Genomic DNA, 22,672 nt, shown 5'->3' on the forward strand with positions numbered 1-22,672 from the left:
AAAAAGTAACAGCTTCACTCCTAATCTCATCTAAAAAATGCGCTATAACTGAATCACTTGAATTGGAAGGTCTATCATTCTATTCACTCGTTTTACTACTAAGTTGTTCATTGATTTCTCCTCCAATCTCTCAAAATTTTATGTTACATTTGAAATTATACCTTAAATCGCTGTCATGTCAATACCTTTCGAAGATTTTCACAATCGAATTCATTGATAATGGTTCTCAATACGGTTACAATAGAACCATTACAAACTAGAAAAGGATGAAAGAACTACAATATGGCAAAAGATATTCGCGTTTTACTTTATTATAAATACGTTCCAATCGAGAATGCAGAACAATTCGCTGCAGATCATTTAGCATTCTGCAAATCAATCGGATTAAAAGGACGTATCCTTGTCGCTGACGAAGGAATCAACGGAACTGTATCTGGTGATTATGAAACCACTCAAAAATATATGGACTATGTACACTCTCTTCCTGGCATGGAAGACTTATGGTTTAAAATCGACGAAGAAAACGAGCAAGCCTTCAAGAAGATGTTCGTTCGTTACAAAAAAGAAATCGTACACCTTGGTTTAGAGGACAACGACTTCGATAACGATATTAACCCATTAGAAACAACAGGTGCTTACCTTTCTCCAAAAGAATTCAAGGAAGCTCTTTTAGACGAAAACACTGTTGTACTAGACACTCGTAACGACTACGAATACGACCTAGGTCACTTCCGCGGTGCAATCCGTCCTGACATTCGCAACTTCCGTGAATTACCACAATGGGTTCGCGATAACAAAGAGAAATTCATGGACAAACGTGTCGTTGTTTACTGTACAGGTGGCGTTCGCTGTGAGAAATTCTCTGGCTGGATGGTTCGTGAAGGCTACAAAGATGTTGGTCAATTACACGGTGGTATCGCAACTTACGGAAAAGACCCAGAAGTTCAAGGCGAATTATGGGATGGAAAAATGTACGTATTCGATGAGCGTATCGCTGTTGACATCAACCACGTAGACCCAGTGGTTATCGGGAAAGACTGGTTCGATGGTACACCTTGCGAACGTTACGTAAACTGTGGTAACCCAGAATGTAACCGTCGTATCTTAGCTTCTGAAGAAAACGAAGACAAATACTTACGTGGTTGCTGCCATGAATGCCGTGTTCACCCACGCAACCGCTACGTACAAGAGCACAACCTATCACTAGAAGAAGTCGTAGCGCGCTTAGAAGCTATTGGCGAAGAACTAGATACAGTGAAAGCTTAATTTGATGAACAATCTAAAACATTTTTGGGCTGATTGATTGTGTATGGATTCTGAAGAATCTTGCGGATTTCATAGCCACAATAATGGGGAATCGTATTAAAGATTCATTAGAGGGCGTAGGGATTTATTCCTTACGCCCTTTTTGAAGCTTTAAAGGTGAGAGACTACAGGCTCGAACCGGTACCCCATTATTGTAGTTATGATAAAATCCGCTAGGATTCGAAGGAATCCATCATAAATAACACCCTATTTGAATCTAATCAAATAGGGTGTTTCTTCATTTACTCAAATTCATGTTTAACGGTTTCTAGTGCAGCGGCGATGACTTGATGCATATCGTAATAACGATACTGTCCAAGGCGTCCTCCGAAAATCACTTGCGGAACCGTCTGCGCTAATTTCTTATACTGCGCGTACAAGTCGTTGTTGACTTTATTATTCACTGGATAATAAGGCTCGTCTCCCACTTTCCAATCGGCAGGATACTCACGCGTAATCACCGTTTTGGGCTGCGTGCCAAACTCGAAATGCTTATGCTCGATGATACGAGTGTATGGCGTTTCGCGGTCTGTATAGTTTACTACCGCATTTCCTTGATAGTTCTCCACGTCCACGACTTCTGTTTCAAAACGGAGCGAACGGTATTCTAATGTGCCTAGTTCATAATCGAAGAACTCATCAATCATTCCCGTGAAGACGATTTTGGCACCACTATTCAAGTACTCATCTTTTTTCGCAAAGAAATCAACATTCAACTCGACTTCGATATTCTCATGGTCCAGCATGGCTTCAATCATCTTCGTATAGCCACCAATCGGAATCCCTTGGTACGTATCGTTAAAATAGTTGTTATCGTAAGTGTAACGAACCGGCAAGCGGCGAATGATAAATGCTGGTAATTCTGTAGCCGAACGTCCCCATTGTTTCTCCGTATAGCCCTTGATGAGCTTGTAGTAAATATCTTCCCCAACAAGAGAAATCGCCTGCTCTTCTAAGTTTTCAGGCTCTTTGTCCCCGAGTACCGCACGCTGTTCAGCAATTTTCGCTTCGGCTTCTTGTGGCGTCACCACACCCCATAATTTATTGAAAGTATTCATGTTAAAGGGCAAGTTGTAGATTTCTCCGTTGAAGTTGGCAACTGGAGTATTGGTATAGCGATTAAATGTCGCAAACTGATGCACGTAATCCCAAATCTTCTTGTCGCTCGTGTGGAAAATATGCGCACCGTATTCGTGCACTTGAATGCCTTCCACTTCTTTTGTATAAATATTCCCCGCAATATGATTTCTCTTCTCAATCACTTTTACTTTATAACCGCGTGTCGCTGCTTCATGCGCAAAGGTCGCACCGAATAATCCAGCACCCACAACGATGTAATCAAATGGTTTCATGTCGTTTCTCCATTTCTTGTATTATCTTGTTTATTATATCATGGACCCTCAAGGCGAACCAAATCGATGAAGCACACTTTGCGAAATTATCATATATGATAATTTCTCCCATAATAAATATCCAGTGGCTTAGCGGGTGGCTTTTCAATTTCGGGCATAGCTCTGATCTCAGAGCGACGCCTCAAGGCGCTCGTGTGGCCTGCGACGAGCACCTATTTATATTTTCCTGTAAACGGATCTTCCAATTCTAATTGTTCCGCTATTTTAATTAGAAAAAAGAAAGTTTTCACTCCTTTTCACACTTTATAAATTTCGCTTTGCTTTTCTTGATTTTACAATCATATAGGCGCCAATAATGACGAGTACGCAGAAAACGACACTTCCCAAAGTGATATTCATAAAAGCAATTTTTTGAGGAATATCGGCACTTCCATGCTCTTTCATCATCATGGTTTGCAAGAAAAAGATAGAAAAGAGAGAGGAAGCAAAACTGATATTTTTACTAGATTTGAGCTCTGGAGAATGAAATTTCCGGATACGAATGATATTAGATATCGCAGTAATGATATTGATGAATGTCGCAAGAGCAATGATGTAGAGCAAGAAAGGATAGCGCGCGTGAATTTGGTCATCATGATGACTGACATAGATGAGAAAACATTTAAGGCACTTAACCAATTGGAACAAGCTATTGTTGACTACATTGATTACTACAACAACAAACGAATTAAGGTAAAACTAAAAGGACTTAGTCCTGTGCAATACAGAACTAAATCCTTCACTTAAATTATTTGTTTAACTTTTGTGGTCAGAACAAACAGTGCTTTTTTTGTTGAAATCGCAAAGAATCTAAGCTTTCTTTTTGCAGATAACATTCGCTCTTTTATTTTCGGTATGATTGAGTCGATGCCCCGTTCTCGACCGGTTATTATTGCAACTTATCGAATGCTAGAGCACTATGCCATCACTTTTTGGAAGAATACTTGGAGCAATTCTACGCAGAATGGAATGCGAAAAAGTGATAATTAAAGAGACGAAAAAGCTGAGAATATGATTTCCCAGCTTTTTTGAATGCGATAGAAATAGCAACTAGACTATTTACGAAAGGCCTCAATAATGTAGGTGAAGCCAGTAACTAAAAATGAAAAGGCAATGACATAAACGACAAAGACACCTGTAGCCACTGGATTGAACAGAATCACTAGACCTAGTAAAAATGCAAGCAAGGCTACCCACGTGATATTGCTACCAATAATAGGGAAAATCAATCCTAGACGATTGCCTTTAAAGAAAGCAATAATGGCTTCTACAATTAACCAAATTCCTACAATGGTCGGAATGACGACCGGCAGGGTCACAAAGCCATAAGCCACGAGGTAAAGAGCTAAGAGAAGATTAACAATCCCTTGGAAAAGATAAACAGGTGAGCGAAGCTCTTTTGGTGCAGAGAAATAGCCTAAAATAGCTGCTATAGAAGAAACCAGTAAACCAAATGCAATCCACCAGCTGTAAGCAACAAGATTAGCTACTGGGTTTGTAAATAGCAAAAGTCCTAAAAAGACAAAAACAACTCCTGTAAGGAACAACAATAAACGATTAGAAAATTTCATACCAATACCTCCGATATAGTATAGTTTAAATATATAAAATATCATACATCTTCTGATAAGAAATATCAATAAAATAAATAGAGAATTTGGAACTTTCAGTCTGATTTGCAATAAATATCCACCGGCTTATGTAAGGTAGACAGAAAATCTAACTTTTAGGGTGCACTTCATGCCTGGTAGTTCAAAACGCTATTTAGTTAAATCCGAAGAAACGTTGTGTCACTGTATAAATTCCATTCGAAAGTACTTGTACAGGTTTGTTCTTCGCCATTGTAATTCTACTTAGCACTGCTTGGCTAATCAGATGGAAGACTTCTGGATTTGCTTCCTTCAAATCCGACAGCAAAGCTTTCTTCTTCTCTTGATGCTCAAGTAGTCCACCCTTATTGAGTAGCGCACAAGAAATTACGGTTGTAATCTCTAAGTGGTTTAATAAGTAGTTCTTCAAAGCGGTTGAAAACTGCCAGTCGCTATGATAACTTGCCATCAATAGTTCATTCACGCGGATTTGTTGGTCGATACGGCTAATCATCACTTTCTCGTTCACGGATTGATCTTCACGACCGATAAAGTAACGGTAAAAATCTACATTCATATAGTATAATTTTTTGCTATATTGCAGTGGGACGAAAACAAATAAATTATCTACGTAGAAAGTATGCTCTGGCAACTGAAGTCCTGATTTACGAAGTAAGTTCATATTGTAAATGAGGGAGTGCATCATCATATATTTCCCACGACGAAGTGGCTTCGCATCATCCCAAGTAAACACTTGATTTTCAGGAAACGCTGAAGTGTAGCGCATAATTTTCTTCGTTTTCGCGCCTTCTTTTTCGTAAACAAAGTTCGTAATGAACACATCTACTTCTTCCCCATTTTTTTCGAAGCGTCGTAATTGTTCTAAGATTTTTAGATAAGCACGCACATCTACCCAGTCGTCACTATCGACCACTTTAAAGTACTTCCCTGTTGCATTCGCCATCCCCGTATTCACGGCTCCACCATGTCCTTTATTCTCTTGATGAATCGCTCGGATAATCGTTGGATAAGCTGCGGCATATTGGTCAGCGATGCGAGCAGTGTCGTCTTTAGAACCATCGTTAATGATTAAAATTTCAACCTCTTCACCACCAGCAAGGAGCGTTTGGATAGAATAATGCATATATTCTTGAGAGTTGTAGCAAGGGACTGCAACGGTTAATAATTTCATGAGTTGTTCCTCTCGTTTCCAGTAAATTTATCTTCATTACTATACCATTTTTCTGTAAAATTGTCAGTTTGATACCCTATTACATTTTAAAAAAATAAAGCCCCCCTTTTCCAGAAGGAGGACTTTCTAAAACTCATTTTTATGCTTGTTGTTTTTGTTCTCTTCGTGCAATCCATGGAAGAATGAGTCCGAGTCCAAGAAGCGCAAATGGCATAATGATATTTGAAATTAAGACAAACCACCATTCAGATGGATTTTGCGCATAATCCACTTGTGGCACCATTCCGAGAATACATGCAAATGCGGTGAAGGCAAATCCCCAGAGTCCCATTAAGAATCCGAGTGTCTTGTTGCTAATGTATTTATATTCGGCATTTTTATATCTGTCCCAATGACGATACAAGAACATAAAGGCGACGAATACCCACAAGAAGCACATTGGAGACACGATGGCGTTCAAGTTTGTCATCCAAACAACAACCGTGTCAATCTCTTTCAAACCGAATACTGGCATCAAAATCAAAGCACCTGTTAATACCCCTGTTAGAATATATCCATTTCTTAGTGTTCCATTCTTTGTACGCGCACGTAGCCAACGAGGAATATATTCTTTGTCAGCACTACCAAGGAAAATTTGAAGTGGCGCATCAATAGAGAGTGCCAATGTCGCTGTTTGCCCGATAAATTGCGTCAATGCGTAAATCGTGACAAGTACATTCCCAATATTCCAGTGTTTACCAAGTACCGCAAACGCTTGGTAGGCCCCATTTCGCATCAAGTCTTGTGGAATATTGTTGCTATCAAAAATCATTCCCATTGCAAGAGAACCAAAGACCGCACAAATTCCAACCATCACCGCCATTGCAATCATTCCTTTTGGAAACTCTTTGGCAGGATTCTTGATTTTATGAACATAAGGAGACATACATTCTGCCCCTCCAACCGAGAATACAAGAAGAGCTATGGTTGTAAAATACGAAAAGTCGAATTTCGGAATATACGTTTCCAGCTTATCCATATTCGCTGTTGCCAGTTGCAAATCAGGCTTAATAAATGGAACGCCAACTGCTAATAAAATGAACAAGATGGACATCACAAACATCGCTGTCCCTGCAATCGTTCCTAAAAATTTCAACGCACGTATTCCCTTGGTTGAAATATAGAGAATGATGAGGAATAGAGCTAAACTAATCGTTACAAGAAGTGGAATGGGAAGCTCGCCCACAATTCCTGAGTGTCCTTGGAATACCCAACCAAGCGCAATCAAAATCGTCTGTGGTTTTTGCGCTAAATAAGGAATCTGAACCACCCAAAATGTCCATGCGGCAAAATAAGCCAGTTTCTTTGTGGACGTATGTTTAATCCAGTCACTGACGCCCCCTTCACTATCTTGGAAAGTTGAACCAAGTTGTCCAACCATCAATGAATACGGAATAAAGTAAATCACTAAAATAATCAACCACGATGTAATGACTACAATCCCTTGTTGGGCGAAGTTATTGACAACGTTCCCGAGCCCCCATACAAAATTAAATGCAATGAGAGCTATCATCAGCCAACTCAGTTGTTTTTCATTTTTTTCTTCCATGTTCTAACCTCCTAAACCCAACCTGCCATTAATCACTCACTGAATAGTGGTTGACCATTAAATTACTTGCACGAAGCAATACTTTATCGAGTAATGCAGCTGTCTTCTCTTCGATATAATCACTCATTTGTTGATTTTCCGCTTCGAAGTCGACTACTTCTCCTTTTTCAAGACGAGCATCTACTTGGGCAATCATGGCTTCTCCACGAGACAATGTATGTTTTTGATAACTTTCAATATCCGCTTGATGTTCCAAGTAATGCGCATCCGCAAGTCCTGCAATTAATCGGCTTGACCAGTAGAAGGAATCCGTTGAAACCTTCGCGGTAGTGTTGGCAAAGTACGCTGGAGTTGTTTCCACTTGCGTAAAGAAAGGAACGGCCGTCGTAAAAGGCATTGACCCATAAGAGACCCATTGAATTCCTGTTGTATCATGCGGACGATTTGGACGAATTTGTAGAATCGCCGTTTGACTCGTACGATTAATTCCTACCGTACGGAAACGACGATTGCTCTTTCCATCGCCTAAGTTCCCATAAGGATCATATGGTGTAAATTGGTAATGCGTACTCATCGATTCTTTCACATCTTCGACCGTAATTTTGCGATAAGGAACACGTGCCCAAGGGATTTCAAAGCTTGTTGGAGATTGTTCCACTTCAGGGTTAAACATGCGTTGAATATCCCAAGCACGAGGCGTATTATACAAGCGGTCTTTATCTCGTTGTGAACCGAATGCGTAACGTGGATTGAATGATTCTCCGTCAAAGTTCAAGTTCAAGTGGTGACGAATCATAAAGTCTTTCAAATCAGGGTCACACATGAAGTTTTCTTTATCTTCAAAATCAAAGAAATCGCTGCCGAGTTGGTTTGGATTTACGACATACGCATCATCGGGTACGCGGCGTGCCATCCAGTGATGTCCCCCGATAGATTCTAACCACCAAATTTCATTCACATCAGAAATCGCAATCCCATTTGACTCGTATGTTCCTGCCGTTTCCAGGAAATGTCCTAGGCGTTCGACCCCTTCGCGCGCCGTTATAATATAAGGTAATACGAGCGTGAAGATGTCTTCTTCCCCAATTCCTGTTTCCACAAGTGGGTCGGCTCCTAATACACGTGGATTGGTCGAAATCGTTTCGGTGGCACTGACAGCAACATTATAGGCGTTAATCCCAGCAGCTCCCCAAATCCCTTCATTATTGATGGCGTTTGGCATGGCTGTATAGCGAACTGGGTTATCCGGTAAGTCTGTTTCAAATCCTGAAATCACGGATTTATAGTGACGTGGTTGGTCTTGGGGACGTACGACAATGAATTTCTTTGGAGTAAACTCTCCATTACATGAATCTTCCGTACGGGCTACAAGCGTGGAACCGTCATAGCTAGCTTTCTTGCCAACAAGAATGGTTGTACATGAATCATGTTCTTGGTCAAATCTCATAACAATTACCTCCATTTACTTTATTTCTACACTTAAATTATAGCCCTATTCGCACTTTTTCTCAAAGGGCTCCTCTCTATTATTTATCCTTATTTTCTTCCTAATGATAGGTAAAAAAAGAACCTAGCGTAAACTAGATTCTTTTGTATCTTCTATTTTTGTTTTCGTTTTCGATAAACCCATTCTGCGATGGTAATCGTCGCGGCAATCACCCATAAGACGAGCACCGTTGTGAGCGCGTATTTAATATTAAAATAAATAGCCGCCATACATAGCACTAACACCGCTGCAATTACGTAGCGTAAATTAAAGGGCGCTACTCGTTGGACGTACCACCAGACAAAATCTTCGTTTTCATTTCTTGTCACTTTATAATCTTCTATTAACGCTTTAAACTTCTCAACCATCTGAATCCCTCCTACTTTTTATCCGGAATCACCCAAAATAGATAGTAAGTAATAAACACTGTCAACGCGCCAAGTCCAATTTTCACCCAAATAATCGGAGCGAAGTAAATAGAAATGGCCATTAAAATATAGATATAAATAATAATTTTCTTTTTACGACTACGCGCAATTGACTTCGTTTCGCGGTAATCTGCGACATAAAGCTGGTATAACTTAGTTTTTTGAAACCATTCTTCAAAGCGCCTTGAACTCTTTGAGAAACAAAATACGGTTAACAAAAGAAAGGGAGTTGTTGGAAGTACCGGAAGGACAATTCCTAATAACCCTATTGCTAATGAAACCCAAGCTATCACAAAATAAATAATTCTCATTGGATTGTTCTATTCCTCCTTAGCTAATTGTGTCATTCTTCGTTGGATACAAAACTCGAGTACTTTAGTGAGTACATAGAGAACTCCAGCAAAATAGAAGAAATAAACAAAGTAACTCACGGAGACATTAACGGCTAGAAGAAAGGTCGCTACTAGCACAATCACCCAAAACAACTTCAAGACGAACATCCATTTTTGCTTTTTCATCCATTGTTTGTCCGTTAATGTATGATCGCCTTTATCGAGAGCAATTATGGTATCAATAAACTTTGTAAAACGTTCTTTCAAGCATGGTCTCCTTTCCTCTTAAGTAAGCATAGTGTAGCATAGGATCATTCTTTTATCAATTAAATTTTAATCATATTTTAATCAAAATTAAAAATACAACTACGCCTCTTTGGGAATCGATTTAAACGACTCCAAAAGTGGTGTAGTTGTACCTCATTTTAATCTCTATTTTTCATTTCTTAATTTCGTAATGAAGTGCTCGATGCGATCTAACGCTGTCTTCAAATCTTCAATCGAATATGCATAAGAAATACGTAGAAAGCCTTCACCAGATTCCCCAAAAGCGGTTCCTGGAACAACGGCTAAACGTTCTTCTTCTACCAAGCGCATAGCAAATTCTTCTGAACTTAATCCGAATTGAGAAATGTTTGGGAAGATGTAGAAAGCTCCAAATGGCTCAAAGCAAGGAATCCCTAAGTCTTTGAAACGTTTCACCAAGTAACGGCGACGTTGGTTGTAGCTTTCGCGCATCTCAACAATGTCTTCTTCAGAATTACGAAGGGCATCCACACCCGCATATTGGCTAAGAGTTGGAGCTGACATAATCGCAAATTGGTGAATTTTATACATTTGTTCCATAATTGGCTCTGGAGCTAAAGCATACCCCAGTCTCCATCCCGTCATCGCAAATGCTTTTGAGAATCCTCCGATTAAAATTGTACGATCGCGCATACCCTCAATTTCCACAACGGATACGTGAGGTTTTCCAGTGTAAGTTAATTCTCCATATAATTCGTCTGAAACAACGATAATATCATGACGTTTTAATACATCACAAACCGCTTCTAAATCTTCACGTTCCATAATTGCCCCAGTTGGGTTATTCGGGAAGTTCATTAGAATCGCTTTTGTCTTCGGTGTAATCACTGCTTCTAAATCTTCAGGTGTTAAACGGAATTGATTTTCCTCTTTTAACGGAAGAATCACTGGAGTTCCATCGGCCATTGTAACCGCTGGGACATAAGAAACATACCCTGGGTCACAAATAATCACTTCATCCCCTGGGTTTAAAAGCACACGCATTGAAATATCAACGGCTTCACTTCCACCAACAGTGATGACACATTCATGCATTGGATCGTATTTTACCCCATGACGACCTTCTGTAAAGATACATACTTCTTCACGAAGCTCTTTTAACCCTGCATTGGCTGTATAGAATGTACGGCCTTCTTGCAACGCTTTAATCGCTTCTTGACGAATATGCCAAGGCGTATCAAAATCAGGCTCTCCAACCCCTAGTGAAACAATATCCTTGTATTCACTCGCCATATCAAAGAAACGACGAATCCCTGAAGGTTTCAAGTCCTTAATTTTATTATTTAACATATTTTCTAAATTCATGGAGTAACCACCTGACGTTTATCATCTGCTTTACCGACAAACATAGTGCCGTGATCTTTGTATTGTTTTAATACAACATGTGTTTTTGTAGATTGTACTTCTTCAATCACTGAAAGACGTGAAGATACGAAGTTTGCGATTTCACGCATTGGTGCTTTCTTTAATTGCACCATAAAATCGTATCCACCAGACATCAAGTACACTGCTTCTACTTCTGGGAAATGATAGATTTTTTCTGCAATACGGTCGAATCCTTTCCCTTTTTGAGGATTTACTTTTAATTCGATAATCGCTGAAACATTGACGTTATCAGTTTTTTCCCAGTTGATTAATGTATGGTAGCCACAAATAATTTTAGCTTCTTCCATCTCTTTAATACGGCGTGTGACTTCTTCCACATCCATTTCTAATAGAGAGGCAATTTCTTCTGGAGTTAAACGACTATTTTTCTCAATTAATTTTAAAATTTGCTCGTTCACTTCTTTGAACATAGACTTTCCTCCTTTAGTTGCACTTGCAACATTTTGTACTTTCCCATTGTACCCTTTTTTTGTGAGAATTCCTAAGAATTTATTGCAGTTTTATGAAATTTATAATTTTCTATAAAAAAGCTCTCTTCCAATCTGAAAGAGAGCTTCATTCTTTATTCCGCTGTTTGTTCAAAGTGAGCTACTAAGTCGTTGATAACTCCACTGGATACGATTGTGTCGATTTGTTTCATGGCATGGTACACGCTGTCTGATTTTGAAGAACCGTGTGATTTCACAACTGCTCCTTTAAGACCAAAGAGCACCGCACCCCCAAATTGTGAGTAGTCCAATGTATTCTTTAATCCGTAGAAGGTATTCTTGAGTAAGAGCGCTCCAAGTTTTCCTTGGATTCCTTGCCCCTTGATTCCTTCTTTTAGAAGACCCATCATCGCAAGCGCTGTTCCTTCGATTGTTTTCAATACGGCGTTTCCAGTAAATCCGTCTGTCACCACGACATCCGCAGCACCTGTTAAGATGTCACGAGCTTCCACGTTCCCAACGAAGTTTAAGCTATCATCTTCTTTCAAGAGTCCGTAAACTTCTTTTGCGAGTTCGTTCCCTTTTCCTTCTTCAGCTCCATTATTTAATAAGCCGACTGTTGGGTTTTCGTAACCAAGAACGTATTTTGAATAATAGCTTCCTAGAATACCGAATTGGTGAACATTTTTCGGTTTACATTCCGCGTTCGCACCTACGTCCATCATAATAAATTGACGGTTGTCTTTTCCAAGAACAGGCAACACTGGCATCAGTCCTGGACGGTCGATTCCTTTAATACGGCCAACCACTAATAAACCAGCCGTTAGAAGAGCCCCTGTATTTCCGCAAGAGAAGAGCGCATCTGCTTCTCCTTCTTTGACTGCTTTAGCTGCAACGACCATTGAAGCATCTTTCTTCGAACGAATCGCTTTAACCGGTTCGTCATCAGAGTTGATTTTTTCTGAACAGTGAATCACACGAATATTTGGAAGGGATTCCTCCAAGCATGCATTCACTTTTGCTTCGTCTCCATATAATTGAAACTCGACAGTTGGCATTTCCTTTGCTGCAAGGACGACCCCTTGGACGATTTCTTTAGGAGCGTTATCTCCACCCATCGCGTCTACTGCAATTCTTACCATTGTTGTTCCTCCTCTTCTAGCCACGTGGCCATGAAGTTATCCATTGATTTCTTTCGTTGTTTGTTCGATAAATGCCTTCATGCGTTTCGTCTCGGCTTTTTCTCCTGCTGGATCTTCCGAGGCATAAAGGATTGCATCTTTACGTGCTTGTTCTAGTATATCATAATCTCGTATTAAATCGGCAATCTTAAAGTCTGGAATACCGGACTGTTTCACGCCAAATACATCCCCAGAACCGCGTAGTTCCAAGTCTTTTTGACTGAGATAAAATCCATCTGTCGACTCGCACATAATGCGCATGCGCTCTTTCCCATTTTCGGTTTTTGGACTTGCCACTAGAATACACGTTGAAGCATGTTGTCCACGACCAACACGTCCACGCAATTGATGTAGTTGCGCTAATCCAAATCGGTCCGCATCCAGAATGACCATCACCGTAGCATTTGGCACGTCCACCCCAACTTCGATGACCGTTGTAGAGACGAGCACTTGTAGTTTATTGGCTTTGAAGTCCGCCATCACCGCTTCTTTTTCGTCAGCTGGCATTTTCCCGTGCAGGAGTCCCACTTTGACGCGGTCTGAGAAATGCGCTGAAATCATGCGGTAAATCTCTTCGGCGTTTTGCACATCAAGATGTTCCGACTCTTCGATTAAAGGTGAAATCATATAGGCTTGGCGCCCTTTTTGAATTTGTCGCTCCACGAAGTCAAAAATTTGTTCCATTTCTTGCTCACGAACCCAAGTCGTTTTGATTGGCTGACGACCACGAGGAATCTCCCCAAGGATAGATATATCCATTTCCCCAAAGGCCGTAATCGCAAGTGTTCTAGGAATTGGCGTTGCCGTCATTTGAAGCACGTTCACGCCTGCACCTTTTCCAGCGAGCGCCTGACGTTGCTGCACCCCGAAGCGATGCTGTTCGTCGATCACGACAAAAGCTAAGTCTTTAAAGTTCACATCTTGTTGGAACAAGGCATGCGTCCCGATTATGAGGTTCACCTCTCCACTCTCAATTTGCGCGAGTAACTCTTTTCGCTTCTTCTGCGAACGATTCATACTTCCGGTTAGCAACACTGCCTTCAACGGTGTCCCCTGAATCAATTTTTCAATCGTCAGCATATGTTGTTCCGCCAAGATTTCGGTTGGAACCATGAGCGCTGCTTGCTTGCCTGTCAGAGCCGTTGCGACCATGGCAATCGTCGCCACAATCGTCTTCCCGCTCCCTACGTCCCCTTGCAAGAGACGATTCATCTCGTAAGGCGCACGGAGGTCGAAGCAAATCTCATTCACGACTTTCTTTTGCCCATCTGTCAGTTCAAACGGCAACGTCTGAATAAAGGCCTTCAATGCGGCATTATCATACAGCACCGCTTGCCCCTTTGTTTGCTGGTGGCGCTTCTGACGCATCCATTGCAAACGCAGTTGATATAAGAAAAGCTCCTGGTAGACGAGCTGATATTGCGCACTCTGTCTTTCCAGTTCGTCTTTTGGAAAATGCATTGCCCGTACAGCATCTCTATGCCCCATCAAGTGGTGCGACGCCGTTAACTCTTCTGGCAATACTTCTGGAATTTTATCTTCAAAACGATCCATCGCCGTACGAACGAGTTTCAATATCGTCGCCTGCTTCAACGATTTATTCGTGCGATAAACCGCCTCGACTTGGTCTCCCTCTTCGTCCTCTACGTTTCGGTTCGATAAAATTTTCATGCCCATCAAGGTAGAACGCTTTGCATCCCATTTCCCGTAGATAGCAATCTCTTCGCCCTGAACCACTTTATCTTTTAAATACGGCTGATTAAAGAACGCAACTTGGATGACTTGTTGGTCAATCGCCATGCGAAACGCCAAACGATTCTTCTTGAAGCCATAATAGCTGACAACTGGTTGTGTTGCCACTAGCCCTTTTAGCGTGACTTTTTCTTGATCCATAATCGTTTGCACATCACGAATTTGAATATCTTCATAACGAAACGGAAAATGCGTTAATAGGTCATAAACTGTTTCGATTCCAAGCTCGGCTAATGGCTCTAATCGTTTTGGCCCAACGCCTGGCAAGACTTGCACACTTTGAAAGACTTCACTCATCCAATCACATCCTTTCTACTTTAATAAGTGTAATTCAAGTCCCGTTTAATCGTCAAGGGGAAGGAAAATGAGGGAGGAGTTAAGAAATTGTGCTAAATATTCCTTTCATCCTTTCGGATATCTTCATATTCGCGTGAATAGCTGTACCGGAAGGAGCCTACTGTCTCCTTTCCTCTCGAGCCTCAAACTGATACTAGGAAATTTTTCCAAGTATCAGTAATTCGCATCGAGTACGCTCGCTATTCATGCGAATATAGAATCCGAAAGGCTTTCCGGGAATATTTCAAGGCACTTCTCTTCTTCATTTTCCTTTCTCTCTCCTTGACTGTTACAGTGCAGGGAGTTTGGATGTGCTTTCCACAAAGTGCAGTCTTCCCAGTCTACATCGAGTAAAGCCTAAAAGAATCTTCGCTCCTTCAACTTTCCTTCCTCTCTCCTCACCCTTTACAGTGCAGGGAGTTTGGATGTGTATTCCACTATGCGCAGCTCTGCCCCTCGTTGAACCTTACAGCACCGAGAGTCTTTGTCTGCGTCCTTTCCTTCATAGCGCTTGTCCTTACCACACTACTATTTCTGAGGAGCACTCACTTAGTGTATTGTTCTCCCTTCCGAGGCGAGTGAAGACTCAGACGCAAGCGAAATTTAGAAAGCACTCTCTATCAAAGCGAAATACCCTGATGTGAGCACGAAACCCAACCAGTACACTTACTTATTAATCGGCGAAGAAGCGAAAGACGGAGAAACTTACGGATTCTATAATAACAGTAATGGGGAATGGTATTAAATGCGAAAAAGCTGGAGTTAGGAATTTATTCCTTACTCCAGCTTTGAGGCTTTAAAGGTGAGAGACTTCGGCTCGAACCGGTACCCCATTACAGTTATTATAGAGGAATCCGTAAGGATTCGAAGTCTTTCGATTATTTTAAATTTATTATTCTACAGATAATAAGTAAGTGTATACTGGTTGGTTTCCTTCATGGACTTCAACCTCTACATCAGGATATTTCGCTTCTACAGCTTCAGTGATTTCTTCCACTTCGCTTGCGTCTGCGTCTTCACCATAGATGATTGTTAGGATCTCTGAATCGTCGTCGATCATCTTATCGATTGTCGCAAGAGTTGCTTCCTTACGGTCCGCAATACTTACTAAAATCTTGCCGTCAACAATCCCCATGAAGTCGTCTTTCTTAATTTCAACGCCATCAATGTTTGTATCGCGAACTGCATTCGTGATTTGACCACTTGATACAAGAGTCATTTGTTCACTCATTGCAGCTTGGTTATCTTCTAAGCTTGCTTCTGGGTTGAAGGCTAATAATGAAGCTAACCCTTCTGAAATTGTACGAGTTGCAACAACGGCAACTGCAGCATCTTCTGATACTTCAGCCGCTTGATTGGCAGCCATTTGAATGTTTTTGTTGTTTGGTAACACGATAACTTTTTCAGCATGTGCTTCTTTTACGGCTTGAAGAATATCTTCTGTACTTGGGTTCATTGTTTGACCACCGTTGATGATTGTCGTTACACCCATGCTCTTGAATAATTCTTGAACACCTTCACCTGCAGCAACCGCTACGATTCCGTATTCTGCTTTTTGTTTTTGAGCAGCTTCTTTTACTTTTGCAGTGTAGTCTGTTTTTAACATTTCTTCGTGTTGGAGACGCATGTTGTCTACTTTCACTTTCATTAATGAACCGAAGCGTTGTCCGTAGTTCATTACTTCACCTGGACGCTCTGTATGCACGTGTACTTTGATGATTTCATCGTCTGCTACTACTAATAGAGAATCTCCAAGTTCGTTTAAGTAGTTACGGAAAGTATCGTAGTCGAAAGTATCTACGACTGTTTCACCTTCACCAATTTTCACCATGATTTCAGTACAGTAACCGAATTTGATGTCGCCAGTTGACACATGTTCGTAGTCAACGCCTGATTCGTGGTGAGCCACTGAAGTTAAATCGATTTTATTGCTTTGTAATGATTGAACTGGAACGGCTTCCCCTGTTAATGCTTCGAAGAATCCGTTGTAAATGAATACTAAACCTTGACCGCCTGAATCCACTACGCCTACTTCTTTTAATACAGGTAGTAAATCTGGAGTTTTTGCTAAAGATTTTTCAGCTCCACGTAACACTGAACCCATTACTTCGATGATGTCGTTTGAAGTTTCTAGTTTGCGAACACCACGTTTTGCAGATTCACGAGCAACAGTAAGGATAGTTCCTTCAACAGGTTTCATAACGGCTTTATAAGCTGTTTCCACACCGTTTGTAAATGCTTGGGCTAATTCTTCACCAGTGATGACATCTTTCCCAACAACCGCTTTAGAAAATCCACGGAATAATTGAGATAAGATAACTCCTGAGTTCCCACGAGCACCCATTAATAATCCTTTTGCTAAATCTTGTGCTAAGTCTCCTACAGTTGTTGCTGTAGAGTTTGCCACACGTTCCGCACCTGATTTGAAAGAGAGCATCATGTTTGTTCCTGTGTCTCCATCTGGTACTGGGAATACGTTTAATGAGTTTACGAATTCTGCATTTTCAGATAAACGCATTTCACCGATTTCTACCATTGCGCGGAAATCTTGAGCCGTAATAGTTTTCATAGTTGCCATATTTTTCTTACTTCCTCCTGACTAGAATCAACAAGCATTACGCTTCGATGATTTTAACTCCTTGAACATATACATTCACTGTGTTCGCAGAGAATCCTAACATTGTTTCTAAGTTGTATTTCACTTGTTCTTGTACGTTTCTACAAATCGCAGAAATTTTAGTACCGTATCCAACAATAATGTAAACATCAACCGCAACGCCTTCATCTTCTTGACGGATTACTACGCCACGAGAAAAGTTTTCTTTCTTCAAGATATCATTTAAGTTGTCACGAATTTGATTGCGGCTAGCCATCCCAACGACCCCATAGTTGTCTGTTGCAGCTCCACCTACAACCGTTGCAATAACTTCATTGCTCAGTTCAATTTGTCCATTTTCTGTTTGAATTTTTACTGTCATACGAATACCTCCCATTGAATGTATAAAGGTTTCTGCCTATTTTTAGACAGATTGACACATTATTTCTATACTATAATATCACATTCCTACACGATTACCTAGCTTTTTATCAATTTTTAAAAAGGGGTAAATCTCTATAACCGACTCACTTGCAATCTTACTTCAACTATGCTAAATTATTTAAGTATATGATTTAGTTCAAAATTATATCAGCTGATAATGAATTAAATAAAGGAGGAGAATGAAAATGGCTAAAGTATGTTATTTCACTGGACGTCGTTCTGAAACAGGTAACACTCGTTCTCACGCTATGAACGCTAACCGCCGTACTTGGAAACCAAACTTACAAAAAGTTCGTGTTTTAATCGACGGCAAACCTAAAAAAGTATGGGTTTCAACTCGTGCATTAAAATCAGGTAAAGTAGAACGTGTTTAATACAGAGCACTATTAAAAAGAGCTTAGGCGATATCCCTAAGCTCTTTTTGTTTTTCTAAAAATAAATAAGCCGAAGGCTTGAAAAGATAAATAAAACTGCTAAAAGACATTCAAAGATATTTGAAGGAATGCATAGCGGAATTTAGTGTAATGGTACCGGCAGGAGCCTAAAGTCTCCTCGCCTACCAAGCTTCAAACCAAGGCTAAGCGACAAGTCGCTAAGCCTTGATAATTCACATTGGTTACTTATTCATTACACTAACCGCTATTTCCTCAAATATCTTTTTCTGTCTCTAGAAGTTTTCGCTCTTTTCAAGCCTCTTATAAACCAAAGAGTTAGGATCCGCCACTCTTTTCAACTCTACTTTACCTGAGATTAATGCCAGGAAACCAAGGGACCATGGGTGGTGCTTCTCATGGAGTTAGGTGGGTGTGCATTTTTTTGATTTATTTTTCAAAAAAATGGAGTTTGTGAAAAGGTTATAAGATAGAGGTTTGAAGCAGTCTCAAAGGAAAGAAATCTATTTTCATTATTTGTAAATTTATCCGTCTGTTGAGGTTTTATCCGCTACAAAAAGCTTAAAAATAAGGATGATAGAGGCTCTATTATTGAAAACAACGGTGAACGAAAAAATTCCAAAATTCACTTATAAGTGAATTTTGGAATTTCAACTAAGATTGTGAAAAAACATCGCACGAAACAGTGCGATGTTTTGTTCTATTTTATATTATATGTTGCTTTATCCTCTGCAACCATTGAAACTGGTATTTGTTAATTTGTAAATCTCAACAAATACCCATTTGGATCTTGTATTAAAAACTCTATTTGCATTTCTTCTATCCCATTAACTTGATATATGTTTCTAGTTAGTTCTCTGTATAATTCTATATTCAAATTATTCACTAATTTATAAAGCTCTTCAATATCATCAACAGCTATTGAAAAATTTATTCCTCTTCCTAATGGATATACTAGTTCACCTATATTCCAACCATCATCGTGAATTTGTTCAAACATAAACTGACTATCTTGAAATGACATGAAAACAAATTTATCTTCAGTACGTTCATATTCAATTTTAAATCCTAATTCTCTATAAAATTTTTTAGTCCGTTCAATATCAAAAACTGACAATTCAGGAATCATCCTATTAAAATTCATGTTTCCTCCTCGACAAATTATAAATTCCCAGCTCTACAAGAGAAAGATTTAATTATTTTTTCTTTTTTGGTGTAGGTAATTCATCCTAATTGTGCGATGTTTTGTTTTATCTCCAATGATCTCGGGTTTGGGCGACTAGGATAAGTCCTTTTGTAAAGGAGATGGTCATCTGGTTACTTGTAAACTCATTGCTGACAAGTGCCACTGGGTATTCGTAGCTTTTTGAATCGAGGGTGTATTTAACATTTTGTAGAGTTAAATTTTCCACAGGAGTCATACTAATAAAGGAAAGGTACTTCGTAAAGTCCATCTTTTCAATCGTGTACGTGCCTGGCTGGATGAAATTCACGACATTCGTTGTATCCTCGAATACCACATATGGAATCAGCGGTGCTAAGTCTGGTCGCATCATCGTCCATAAGGTACTAATTGCGTGGTCCACTCGTCCACCAAAGGAACCGAGTACATGAATCGGTATACCTTCGTAATGCTCCTTCACCCATAACAAGGCTGCCTCAAAATCCGTATCGTCTTTTTCAGAAGGGAGCTGGACAACTGTGCCCGCTGCTTCATGAATCAAGTCGCGCTGTTCTTTAGTGACAGAATCAAAGTCCCCAATCGCTACTCCCATGGGAAGGTGCTGATCTAATAAACGCAGCGCGCCACCGTCGACGCCGACAAAACGGAAGTCTTCATAAGATTTGCCGTATCGATTTTCTAAGAGCTCTTTGATATCCTCTTTGGTGTTTGGTCCTCCCAAGACAATCACAACTTCCATCTTCGTCCCTCTTATGCTTCTTTAATCGAGTCAATCGCAGCTTTAATATCGTCTGCATAGTATACATATGAACCGGCTACGGCAACGTCTACCCCTGCTGCAGAGCAAAGTTTTGCTGTTTCGCCGTTCACTCCGCCGTCTACTTCGATTAAGTAGTGGTAGCCTTTTTCTTCGCGTAACGCTACTAATTCACGCACTTTATCCAATGTTTCTGGAATGAATGATTGACCGCCGAATCCTGGGTTTACTGTCATTACTAATACTAAGTCCACTTCGCTTAAGACTGCTGAGATGGCACTCACTGGTGTTCCTGGATTGATTACGACACCTGCTTTTACGCCTTCTGCTTTAATCGCTTGAAGCGCGCGGTGGATATGTGGAGTTGCTTCCACGTGAACAGAGATGTAGTCTGCTCCTGCTTTTGCGAATTGTGGAATGAATCGTTCTGGGTTTTGTACCATTAAATGGCAGTCTAATACTAAATCAGTTACAGGACGTAATCCTTCAACGATGTTTGGTCCTAATGTTAAGTTTGGAACGAATTGTCCGTCCATGGCATCGATATGAATCCAGTCTGCTCCTAATTTTTCGACTTTCTTAACGTCTTCTCCTAATGTTGCAAAATTTGCGCTTAAAATTGATGGTGCTACTTTCATGTTCTATCTCCTCTATCTACTTTTTTCGTTTATATACTGGTTTTCTTTGGTCCAGTTCTTCATAGAAACTCAAATAATGGTCGTATCGCTCTTGCCAAATGTCTCCTGATTCCACTGCTGCAATCACAGCGCAGTTTGGCTCATGTTGGTGCGAACACTCTCTGAACTTACATTCATGCTCTACTTCGACAAACTCTGGGAATAAATGCGGTAAGTCTTCTTTTTCAATATCCATAAAATCAACCGTACTGAATCCCGGTGTATCCGCAATCCATACGCCTTCGATTTCATGAAGCGATACGTGACGAGTCGTATGACGCCCACGCCCTAACGCATTCGAAATCTCTCCCGTTTCTTGGTTTAATTCAGGAATCATTTCATTAAGAAGCGTTGATTTCCCTACTCCAGATTGTCCAAGAAAAATCACTTTCTGACCTTTCAAAGCTTCCAAAAATGGAGTTTTATCGTTCATCACTTCTTGTCCAAAAAAGACAGGGTATCCGATTTTTTGATACTGTTTCCGGATGTCTTCAAGCTTTTCTAAACCTTGCGCTGTTAACAAATCGGTCTTAGTAACCATGATGATTGGATGCACCTGTAATCCTTCAAGGTATACGAGGAATCGATCCACGAGATGCGTTGAAAATTCTGGTTCAACCGCAGACATCACAATAATGCCAACATCGACATTGGCTACAGGTGGTCGGACTATTGTGTTTTTTCGTGGTAGGATTTTCGTGAGCGTTCCCTCTTGAAGATTACTACTTTCAAATTCAACCACGTCTCCTACTAGAGGCGATTGTCCTCTTTTGCGGAAAACTCCACGCGCACGAGTCTGATAAATTATTCCATCGGATTCAATGTAATAAAATCCACTCAACGCTTTAATAATAACTCCTTGTGACATAAGTGCTCCTTAAAAGTAATTTATTCCTATTATAAAGGTTCTGAACGCTCGTTACAATTGATGTAAAATTTTACCGTCACTTTCTCATAGAATAAAAGAACCCCATAAGTTAGAAACGAGCCTAACTTATGGGAATTCTATTAATGATTTGCCTTTTTAGAGCGTTTAAACACGAGTCCAAAAGCAGAAAGTCCAATTGCCCATCCAAATAAATTGAATATTTGTAAATCTTGGGCACTAGTTCGTGGAAGTTCAGTCTTAGGAACTTCTTCTACTTTGTCTGGATCTTGTGGCAGTGTTAACTCCGGAAGATCATAGCTTGGCGCATCATTTGGCACCTCACCAATCACACCTTCTGGTAACTCTACACTTGGCGCGTCTTTTGGTTTTTCACCTACGACTAATTCGTAATAGTGGGTTGTAATCCCATCTTCTACTTTTGTTTGCTTCGTAAAGTAGTATTTTTCACCTTGTAAGAAGGTTGGAGCTGGTTTCGTTCCTACGACCGTTTCCGCAATTTCTACTTCTTGATTGTTTTCAACCGTTACAAAACGAGTGATTTTCAACTCTTCCTTACGATTTGGATCTTCTAAAGGCTTAGCCCCTAACACTAAATCATAGTAATGAGTTGTGATGCCGTCTTCCGTTTTCGTCTTCTTACTGAAGTAGTACTTCTCTCCTTGTAAGAAGGTTGGAGCAGCTTGAGTGCCTTCAACGGTTGGTGCTACTTCCACTTCTTGTTCATTTTCAATCGTTACAAAACGCGTCACGATTTTTGGTGAAGATTCATTCGGGTCACCAGTAGGCTTCTCTCCCGTTACTAAATCATAGTAGTGCGTCGTAATGCCATCTTCCGTCTTCGTTTGTTTATTGAAGTGATATTTCTCTCCTTGTAAGAACGTTGGTGCTGGTTGAGTTCCTTCAACAGTTGGCGCTACTTCTACCTCTTGTGAGTCTTGAAGCGTCACAAAGCGCGTCACCTCTTTTTCCTCTTTTTGGTTTGGTTCAACAGCTGGTTTGTCGCCTGTTACTAAATCATAGTAGTGAGTGGTAAT

Annotated in this window: 20 protein-coding genes and 2 pseudogenes; 3 read left to right on the forward strand and 19 right to left on the reverse strand. The window is 40.3% G+C overall.

Annotated features, from left to right (window positions below):
* Positions 1-282: 282 nt before the first annotated feature.
* Positions 283-1,266 carry an oxygen-dependent tRNA uridine(34) hydroxylase TrhO gene (locus HMPREF3103_RS06905; RefSeq protein WP_070438624.1) on the forward strand — a complete coding sequence of 328 codons (984 nt, stop codon included), beginning with the start codon at positions 283-285 and terminating at the stop codon, positions 1,264-1,266.
* A gap of 281 nt (positions 1,267-1,547) precedes the next feature.
* Here HMPREF3103_RS06905 and glf read toward each other — a convergent pair whose 3' ends face one another.
* Entirely contained in the window at positions 1,548-2,657 is a 1,110-nt protein-coding gene (gene glf / locus HMPREF3103_RS06910) for a UDP-galactopyranose mutase (RefSeq protein WP_070438626.1), read from the reverse strand.
* A 651-nt stretch (positions 2,658-3,308) separates the two neighbouring features.
* Between glf and HMPREF3103_RS06915 the strand changes: the two are divergent.
* Positions 3,309-3,443: pseudogene (locus HMPREF3103_RS06915) on the forward strand (IS3 family transposase); the annotation flags it as partial.
* 308 nt (positions 3,444-3,751) lie between these two features.
* Here HMPREF3103_RS06915 and HMPREF3103_RS06920 read toward each other — a convergent pair.
* The 13 genes from HMPREF3103_RS06920 to HMPREF3103_RS06980 all read right to left on the reverse strand — a co-directional run bounded on the left by HMPREF3103_RS06920 (position 3,752) and on the right by HMPREF3103_RS06980 (position 17,678).
* Positions 3,752-4,267, reverse strand: coding sequence for a DUF308 domain-containing protein (locus tag HMPREF3103_RS06920; protein ID WP_049554491.1), 516 nt, complete (start codon positions 4,265-4,267; stop codon positions 3,752-3,754).
* Between the two features lie 193 nt (positions 4,268-4,460).
* A complete protein-coding gene (locus tag HMPREF3103_RS06925) occupies positions 4,461-5,477 on the reverse strand; it encodes a glycosyltransferase family 2 protein (RefSeq protein ID WP_049554492.1) in 1,017 nt (338 codons plus the stop codon).
* 139 nt (positions 5,478-5,616) lie between these two features.
* Positions 5,617-7,065: an APC family permease gene (locus HMPREF3103_RS06930; protein WP_070438629.1), complete on the reverse strand. Its 1,449-nt coding sequence runs from the start codon at positions 7,063-7,065 to the stop codon at positions 5,617-5,619.
* A gap of 28 nt (positions 7,066-7,093) precedes the next feature.
* Positions 7,094-8,512 (reverse strand): C69 family dipeptidase, encoded by a 1,419-nt coding sequence (locus HMPREF3103_RS06935; RefSeq protein ID WP_070438632.1) that lies wholly within the window; start codon positions 8,510-8,512, stop codon positions 7,094-7,096.
* A gap of 152 nt (positions 8,513-8,664) precedes the next feature.
* A complete protein-coding gene (locus HMPREF3103_RS06940; protein WP_049554494.1) occupies positions 8,665-8,919 on the reverse strand; it encodes a hypothetical protein in 255 nt (84 codons plus the stop codon).
* Between the two features lie 11 nt (positions 8,920-8,930).
* Positions 8,931-9,290, reverse strand: a complete 360-nt coding sequence (locus HMPREF3103_RS06945; RefSeq protein WP_049554495.1) for a YbaN family protein — start codon at positions 9,288-9,290, stop codon at positions 8,931-8,933.
* Between the two features lie 9 nt (positions 9,291-9,299).
* On the reverse strand, positions 9,300-9,578 hold the full coding sequence (locus tag HMPREF3103_RS06950) for a hypothetical protein (protein WP_049554496.1): 279 nt from the start codon (positions 9,576-9,578) through the stop codon (positions 9,300-9,302).
* A 165-nt stretch (positions 9,579-9,743) separates the two neighbouring features.
* Positions 9,744-10,922, reverse strand: coding sequence for a pyridoxal phosphate-dependent aminotransferase (locus tag HMPREF3103_RS06955; protein WP_049554497.1), 1,179 nt, complete (start codon positions 10,920-10,922; stop codon positions 9,744-9,746).
* Positions 10,919-11,413 carry an Lrp/AsnC family transcriptional regulator gene (locus HMPREF3103_RS06960; protein WP_049554498.1) on the reverse strand — a complete coding sequence of 165 codons (495 nt, stop codon included), beginning with the start codon at positions 11,411-11,413 and terminating at the stop codon, positions 10,919-10,921. The genes HMPREF3103_RS06955 and HMPREF3103_RS06960 overlap by 4 nt, the downstream gene beginning before the upstream one ends.
* Before the next feature lie 152 nt (positions 11,414-11,565).
* On the reverse strand, positions 11,566-12,573 hold the full coding sequence (plsX, locus tag HMPREF3103_RS06965) for a phosphate acyltransferase PlsX (protein WP_049554499.1): 1,008 nt from the start codon (positions 12,571-12,573) through the stop codon (positions 11,566-11,568).
* A gap of 36 nt (positions 12,574-12,609) precedes the next feature.
* Entirely contained in the window at positions 12,610-14,661 is a 2,052-nt protein-coding gene (recG, locus tag HMPREF3103_RS06970; protein WP_070438635.1) for an ATP-dependent DNA helicase RecG, read from the reverse strand.
* Between the two features lie 931 nt (positions 14,662-15,592).
* A complete protein-coding gene (locus HMPREF3103_RS06975; protein ID WP_148128819.1) occupies positions 15,593-17,278 on the reverse strand; it encodes a DAK2 domain-containing protein in 1,686 nt (561 codons plus the stop codon).
* Positions 17,279-17,315: 37 nt separating this feature from the next.
* Positions 17,316-17,678 (reverse strand): Asp23/Gls24 family envelope stress response protein, encoded by a 363-nt coding sequence (locus HMPREF3103_RS06980; protein WP_039849201.1) that lies wholly within the window; start codon positions 17,676-17,678, stop codon positions 17,316-17,318.
* A 247-nt stretch (positions 17,679-17,925) separates the two neighbouring features.
* On the opposite strand from HMPREF3103_RS06980, the gene rpmB reads away from it, so the two are divergent.
* Positions 17,926-18,114 carry a 50S ribosomal protein L28 gene (gene rpmB, locus HMPREF3103_RS06985; RefSeq protein WP_006703478.1) on the forward strand — a complete coding sequence of 63 codons (189 nt, stop codon included), beginning with the start codon at positions 17,926-17,928 and terminating at the stop codon, positions 18,112-18,114.
* 772 nt (positions 18,115-18,886) lie between these two features.
* On the opposite strand, the gene HMPREF3103_RS06990 is transcribed toward rpmB, so the two are convergent.
* From HMPREF3103_RS06990 to HMPREF3103_RS07010, 5 genes and pseudogenes are all read right to left on the reverse strand, one after another.
* Entirely contained in the window at positions 18,887-19,276 is a 390-nt protein-coding gene (locus HMPREF3103_RS06990) for a bleomycin resistance protein (RefSeq protein ID WP_005607249.1), read from the reverse strand.
* Positions 19,277-19,382: 106 nt separating this feature from the next.
* Positions 19,383-20,054, reverse strand: a complete 672-nt coding sequence (locus HMPREF3103_RS06995; protein WP_070438638.1) for a thiamine diphosphokinase — start codon at positions 20,052-20,054, stop codon at positions 19,383-19,385.
* 11 nt (positions 20,055-20,065) lie between these two features.
* Positions 20,066-20,710 (reverse strand): ribulose-phosphate 3-epimerase, encoded by a 645-nt coding sequence (rpe, locus tag HMPREF3103_RS07000; protein ID WP_070438641.1) that lies wholly within the window; start codon positions 20,708-20,710, stop codon positions 20,066-20,068.
* A gap of 16 nt (positions 20,711-20,726) precedes the next feature.
* A complete protein-coding gene (rsgA, locus tag HMPREF3103_RS07005) occupies positions 20,727-21,617 on the reverse strand; it encodes a ribosome small subunit-dependent GTPase A (RefSeq protein WP_070438644.1) in 891 nt (296 codons plus the stop codon).
* A gap of 140 nt (positions 21,618-21,757) precedes the next feature.
* A pseudogene (locus HMPREF3103_RS07010) lies at positions 21,758-22,672 on the reverse strand (hypothetical protein); the annotation flags it as partial.

The sequence above is a fragment of the Granulicatella sp. HMSC30F09 genome, from assembly GCF_001806915.1.
Taxonomy (GTDB): Bacteria; Bacillota; Bacilli; order Lactobacillales; family Aerococcaceae; genus Granulicatella; species Granulicatella adiacens.

Coding starts and splice junctions, on each gene's coding strand:
- HMPREF3103_RS06905 (WP_070438624.1), top strand. CDS start 283: ATGGCAAAAGATATTCGCGTTTTACTTTATTATAAATACGTTCCAATC.
- glf (WP_070438626.1), bottom strand. CDS start 2,657: ATGAAACCATTTGATTACATCGTTGTGGGTGCTGGATTATTCGGTGCG.
- HMPREF3103_RS06920 (WP_049554491.1), bottom strand. CDS start 4,267: ATGAAATTTTCTAATCGTTTATTGTTGTTCCTTACAGGAGTTGTTTTT.
- HMPREF3103_RS06925 (WP_049554492.1), bottom strand. CDS start 5,477: ATGAAATTATTAACCGTTGCAGTCCCTTGCTACAACTCTCAAGAATAT.
- HMPREF3103_RS06930 (WP_070438629.1), bottom strand. CDS start 7,065: ATGGAAGAAAAAAATGAAAAACAACTGAGTTGGCTGATGATAGCTCTC.
- HMPREF3103_RS06935 (WP_070438632.1), bottom strand. CDS start 8,512: ATGAGATTTGACCAAGAACATGATTCATGTACAACCATTCTTGTTGGC.
- HMPREF3103_RS06940 (WP_049554494.1), bottom strand. CDS start 8,919: ATGGTTGAGAAGTTTAAAGCGTTAATAGAAGATTATAAAGTGACAAGA.
- HMPREF3103_RS06945 (WP_049554495.1), bottom strand. CDS start 9,290: ATGAGAATTATTTATTTTGTGATAGCTTGGGTTTCATTAGCAATAGGG.
- HMPREF3103_RS06955 (WP_049554497.1), bottom strand. CDS start 10,922: ATGAATTTAGAAAATATGTTAAATAATAAAATTAAGGACTTGAAACCT.
- HMPREF3103_RS06960 (WP_049554498.1), bottom strand. CDS start 11,413: ATGTTCAAAGAAGTGAACGAGCAAATTTTAAAATTAATTGAGAAAAAT.
- plsX (WP_049554499.1), bottom strand. CDS start 12,573: ATGGTAAGAATTGCAGTAGACGCGATGGGTGGAGATAACGCTCCTAAA.
- recG (WP_070438635.1), bottom strand. CDS start 14,661: ATGAGTGAAGTCTTTCAAAGTGTGCAAGTCTTGCCAGGCGTTGGGCCA.
- HMPREF3103_RS06975 (WP_148128819.1), bottom strand. CDS start 17,278: ATGGCAACTATGAAAACTATTACGGCTCAAGATTTCCGCGCAATGGTA.
- HMPREF3103_RS06980 (WP_039849201.1), bottom strand. CDS start 17,678: ATGACAGTAAAAATTCAAACAGAAAATGGACAAATTGAACTGAGCAAT.
- rpmB (WP_006703478.1), top strand. CDS start 17,926: ATGGCTAAAGTATGTTATTTCACTGGACGTCGTTCTGAAACAGGTAAC.
- HMPREF3103_RS06990 (WP_005607249.1), bottom strand. CDS start 19,276: ATGAATTTTAATAGGATGATTCCTGAATTGTCAGTTTTTGATATTGAA.
- HMPREF3103_RS06995 (WP_070438638.1), bottom strand. CDS start 20,054: ATGGAAGTTGTGATTGTCTTGGGAGGACCAAACACCAAAGAGGATATC.
- rpe (WP_070438641.1), bottom strand. CDS start 20,710: ATGAAAGTAGCACCATCAATTTTAAGCGCAAATTTTGCAACATTAGGA.
- rsgA (WP_070438644.1), bottom strand. CDS start 21,617: ATGTCACAAGGAGTTATTATTAAAGCGTTGAGTGGATTTTATTACATT.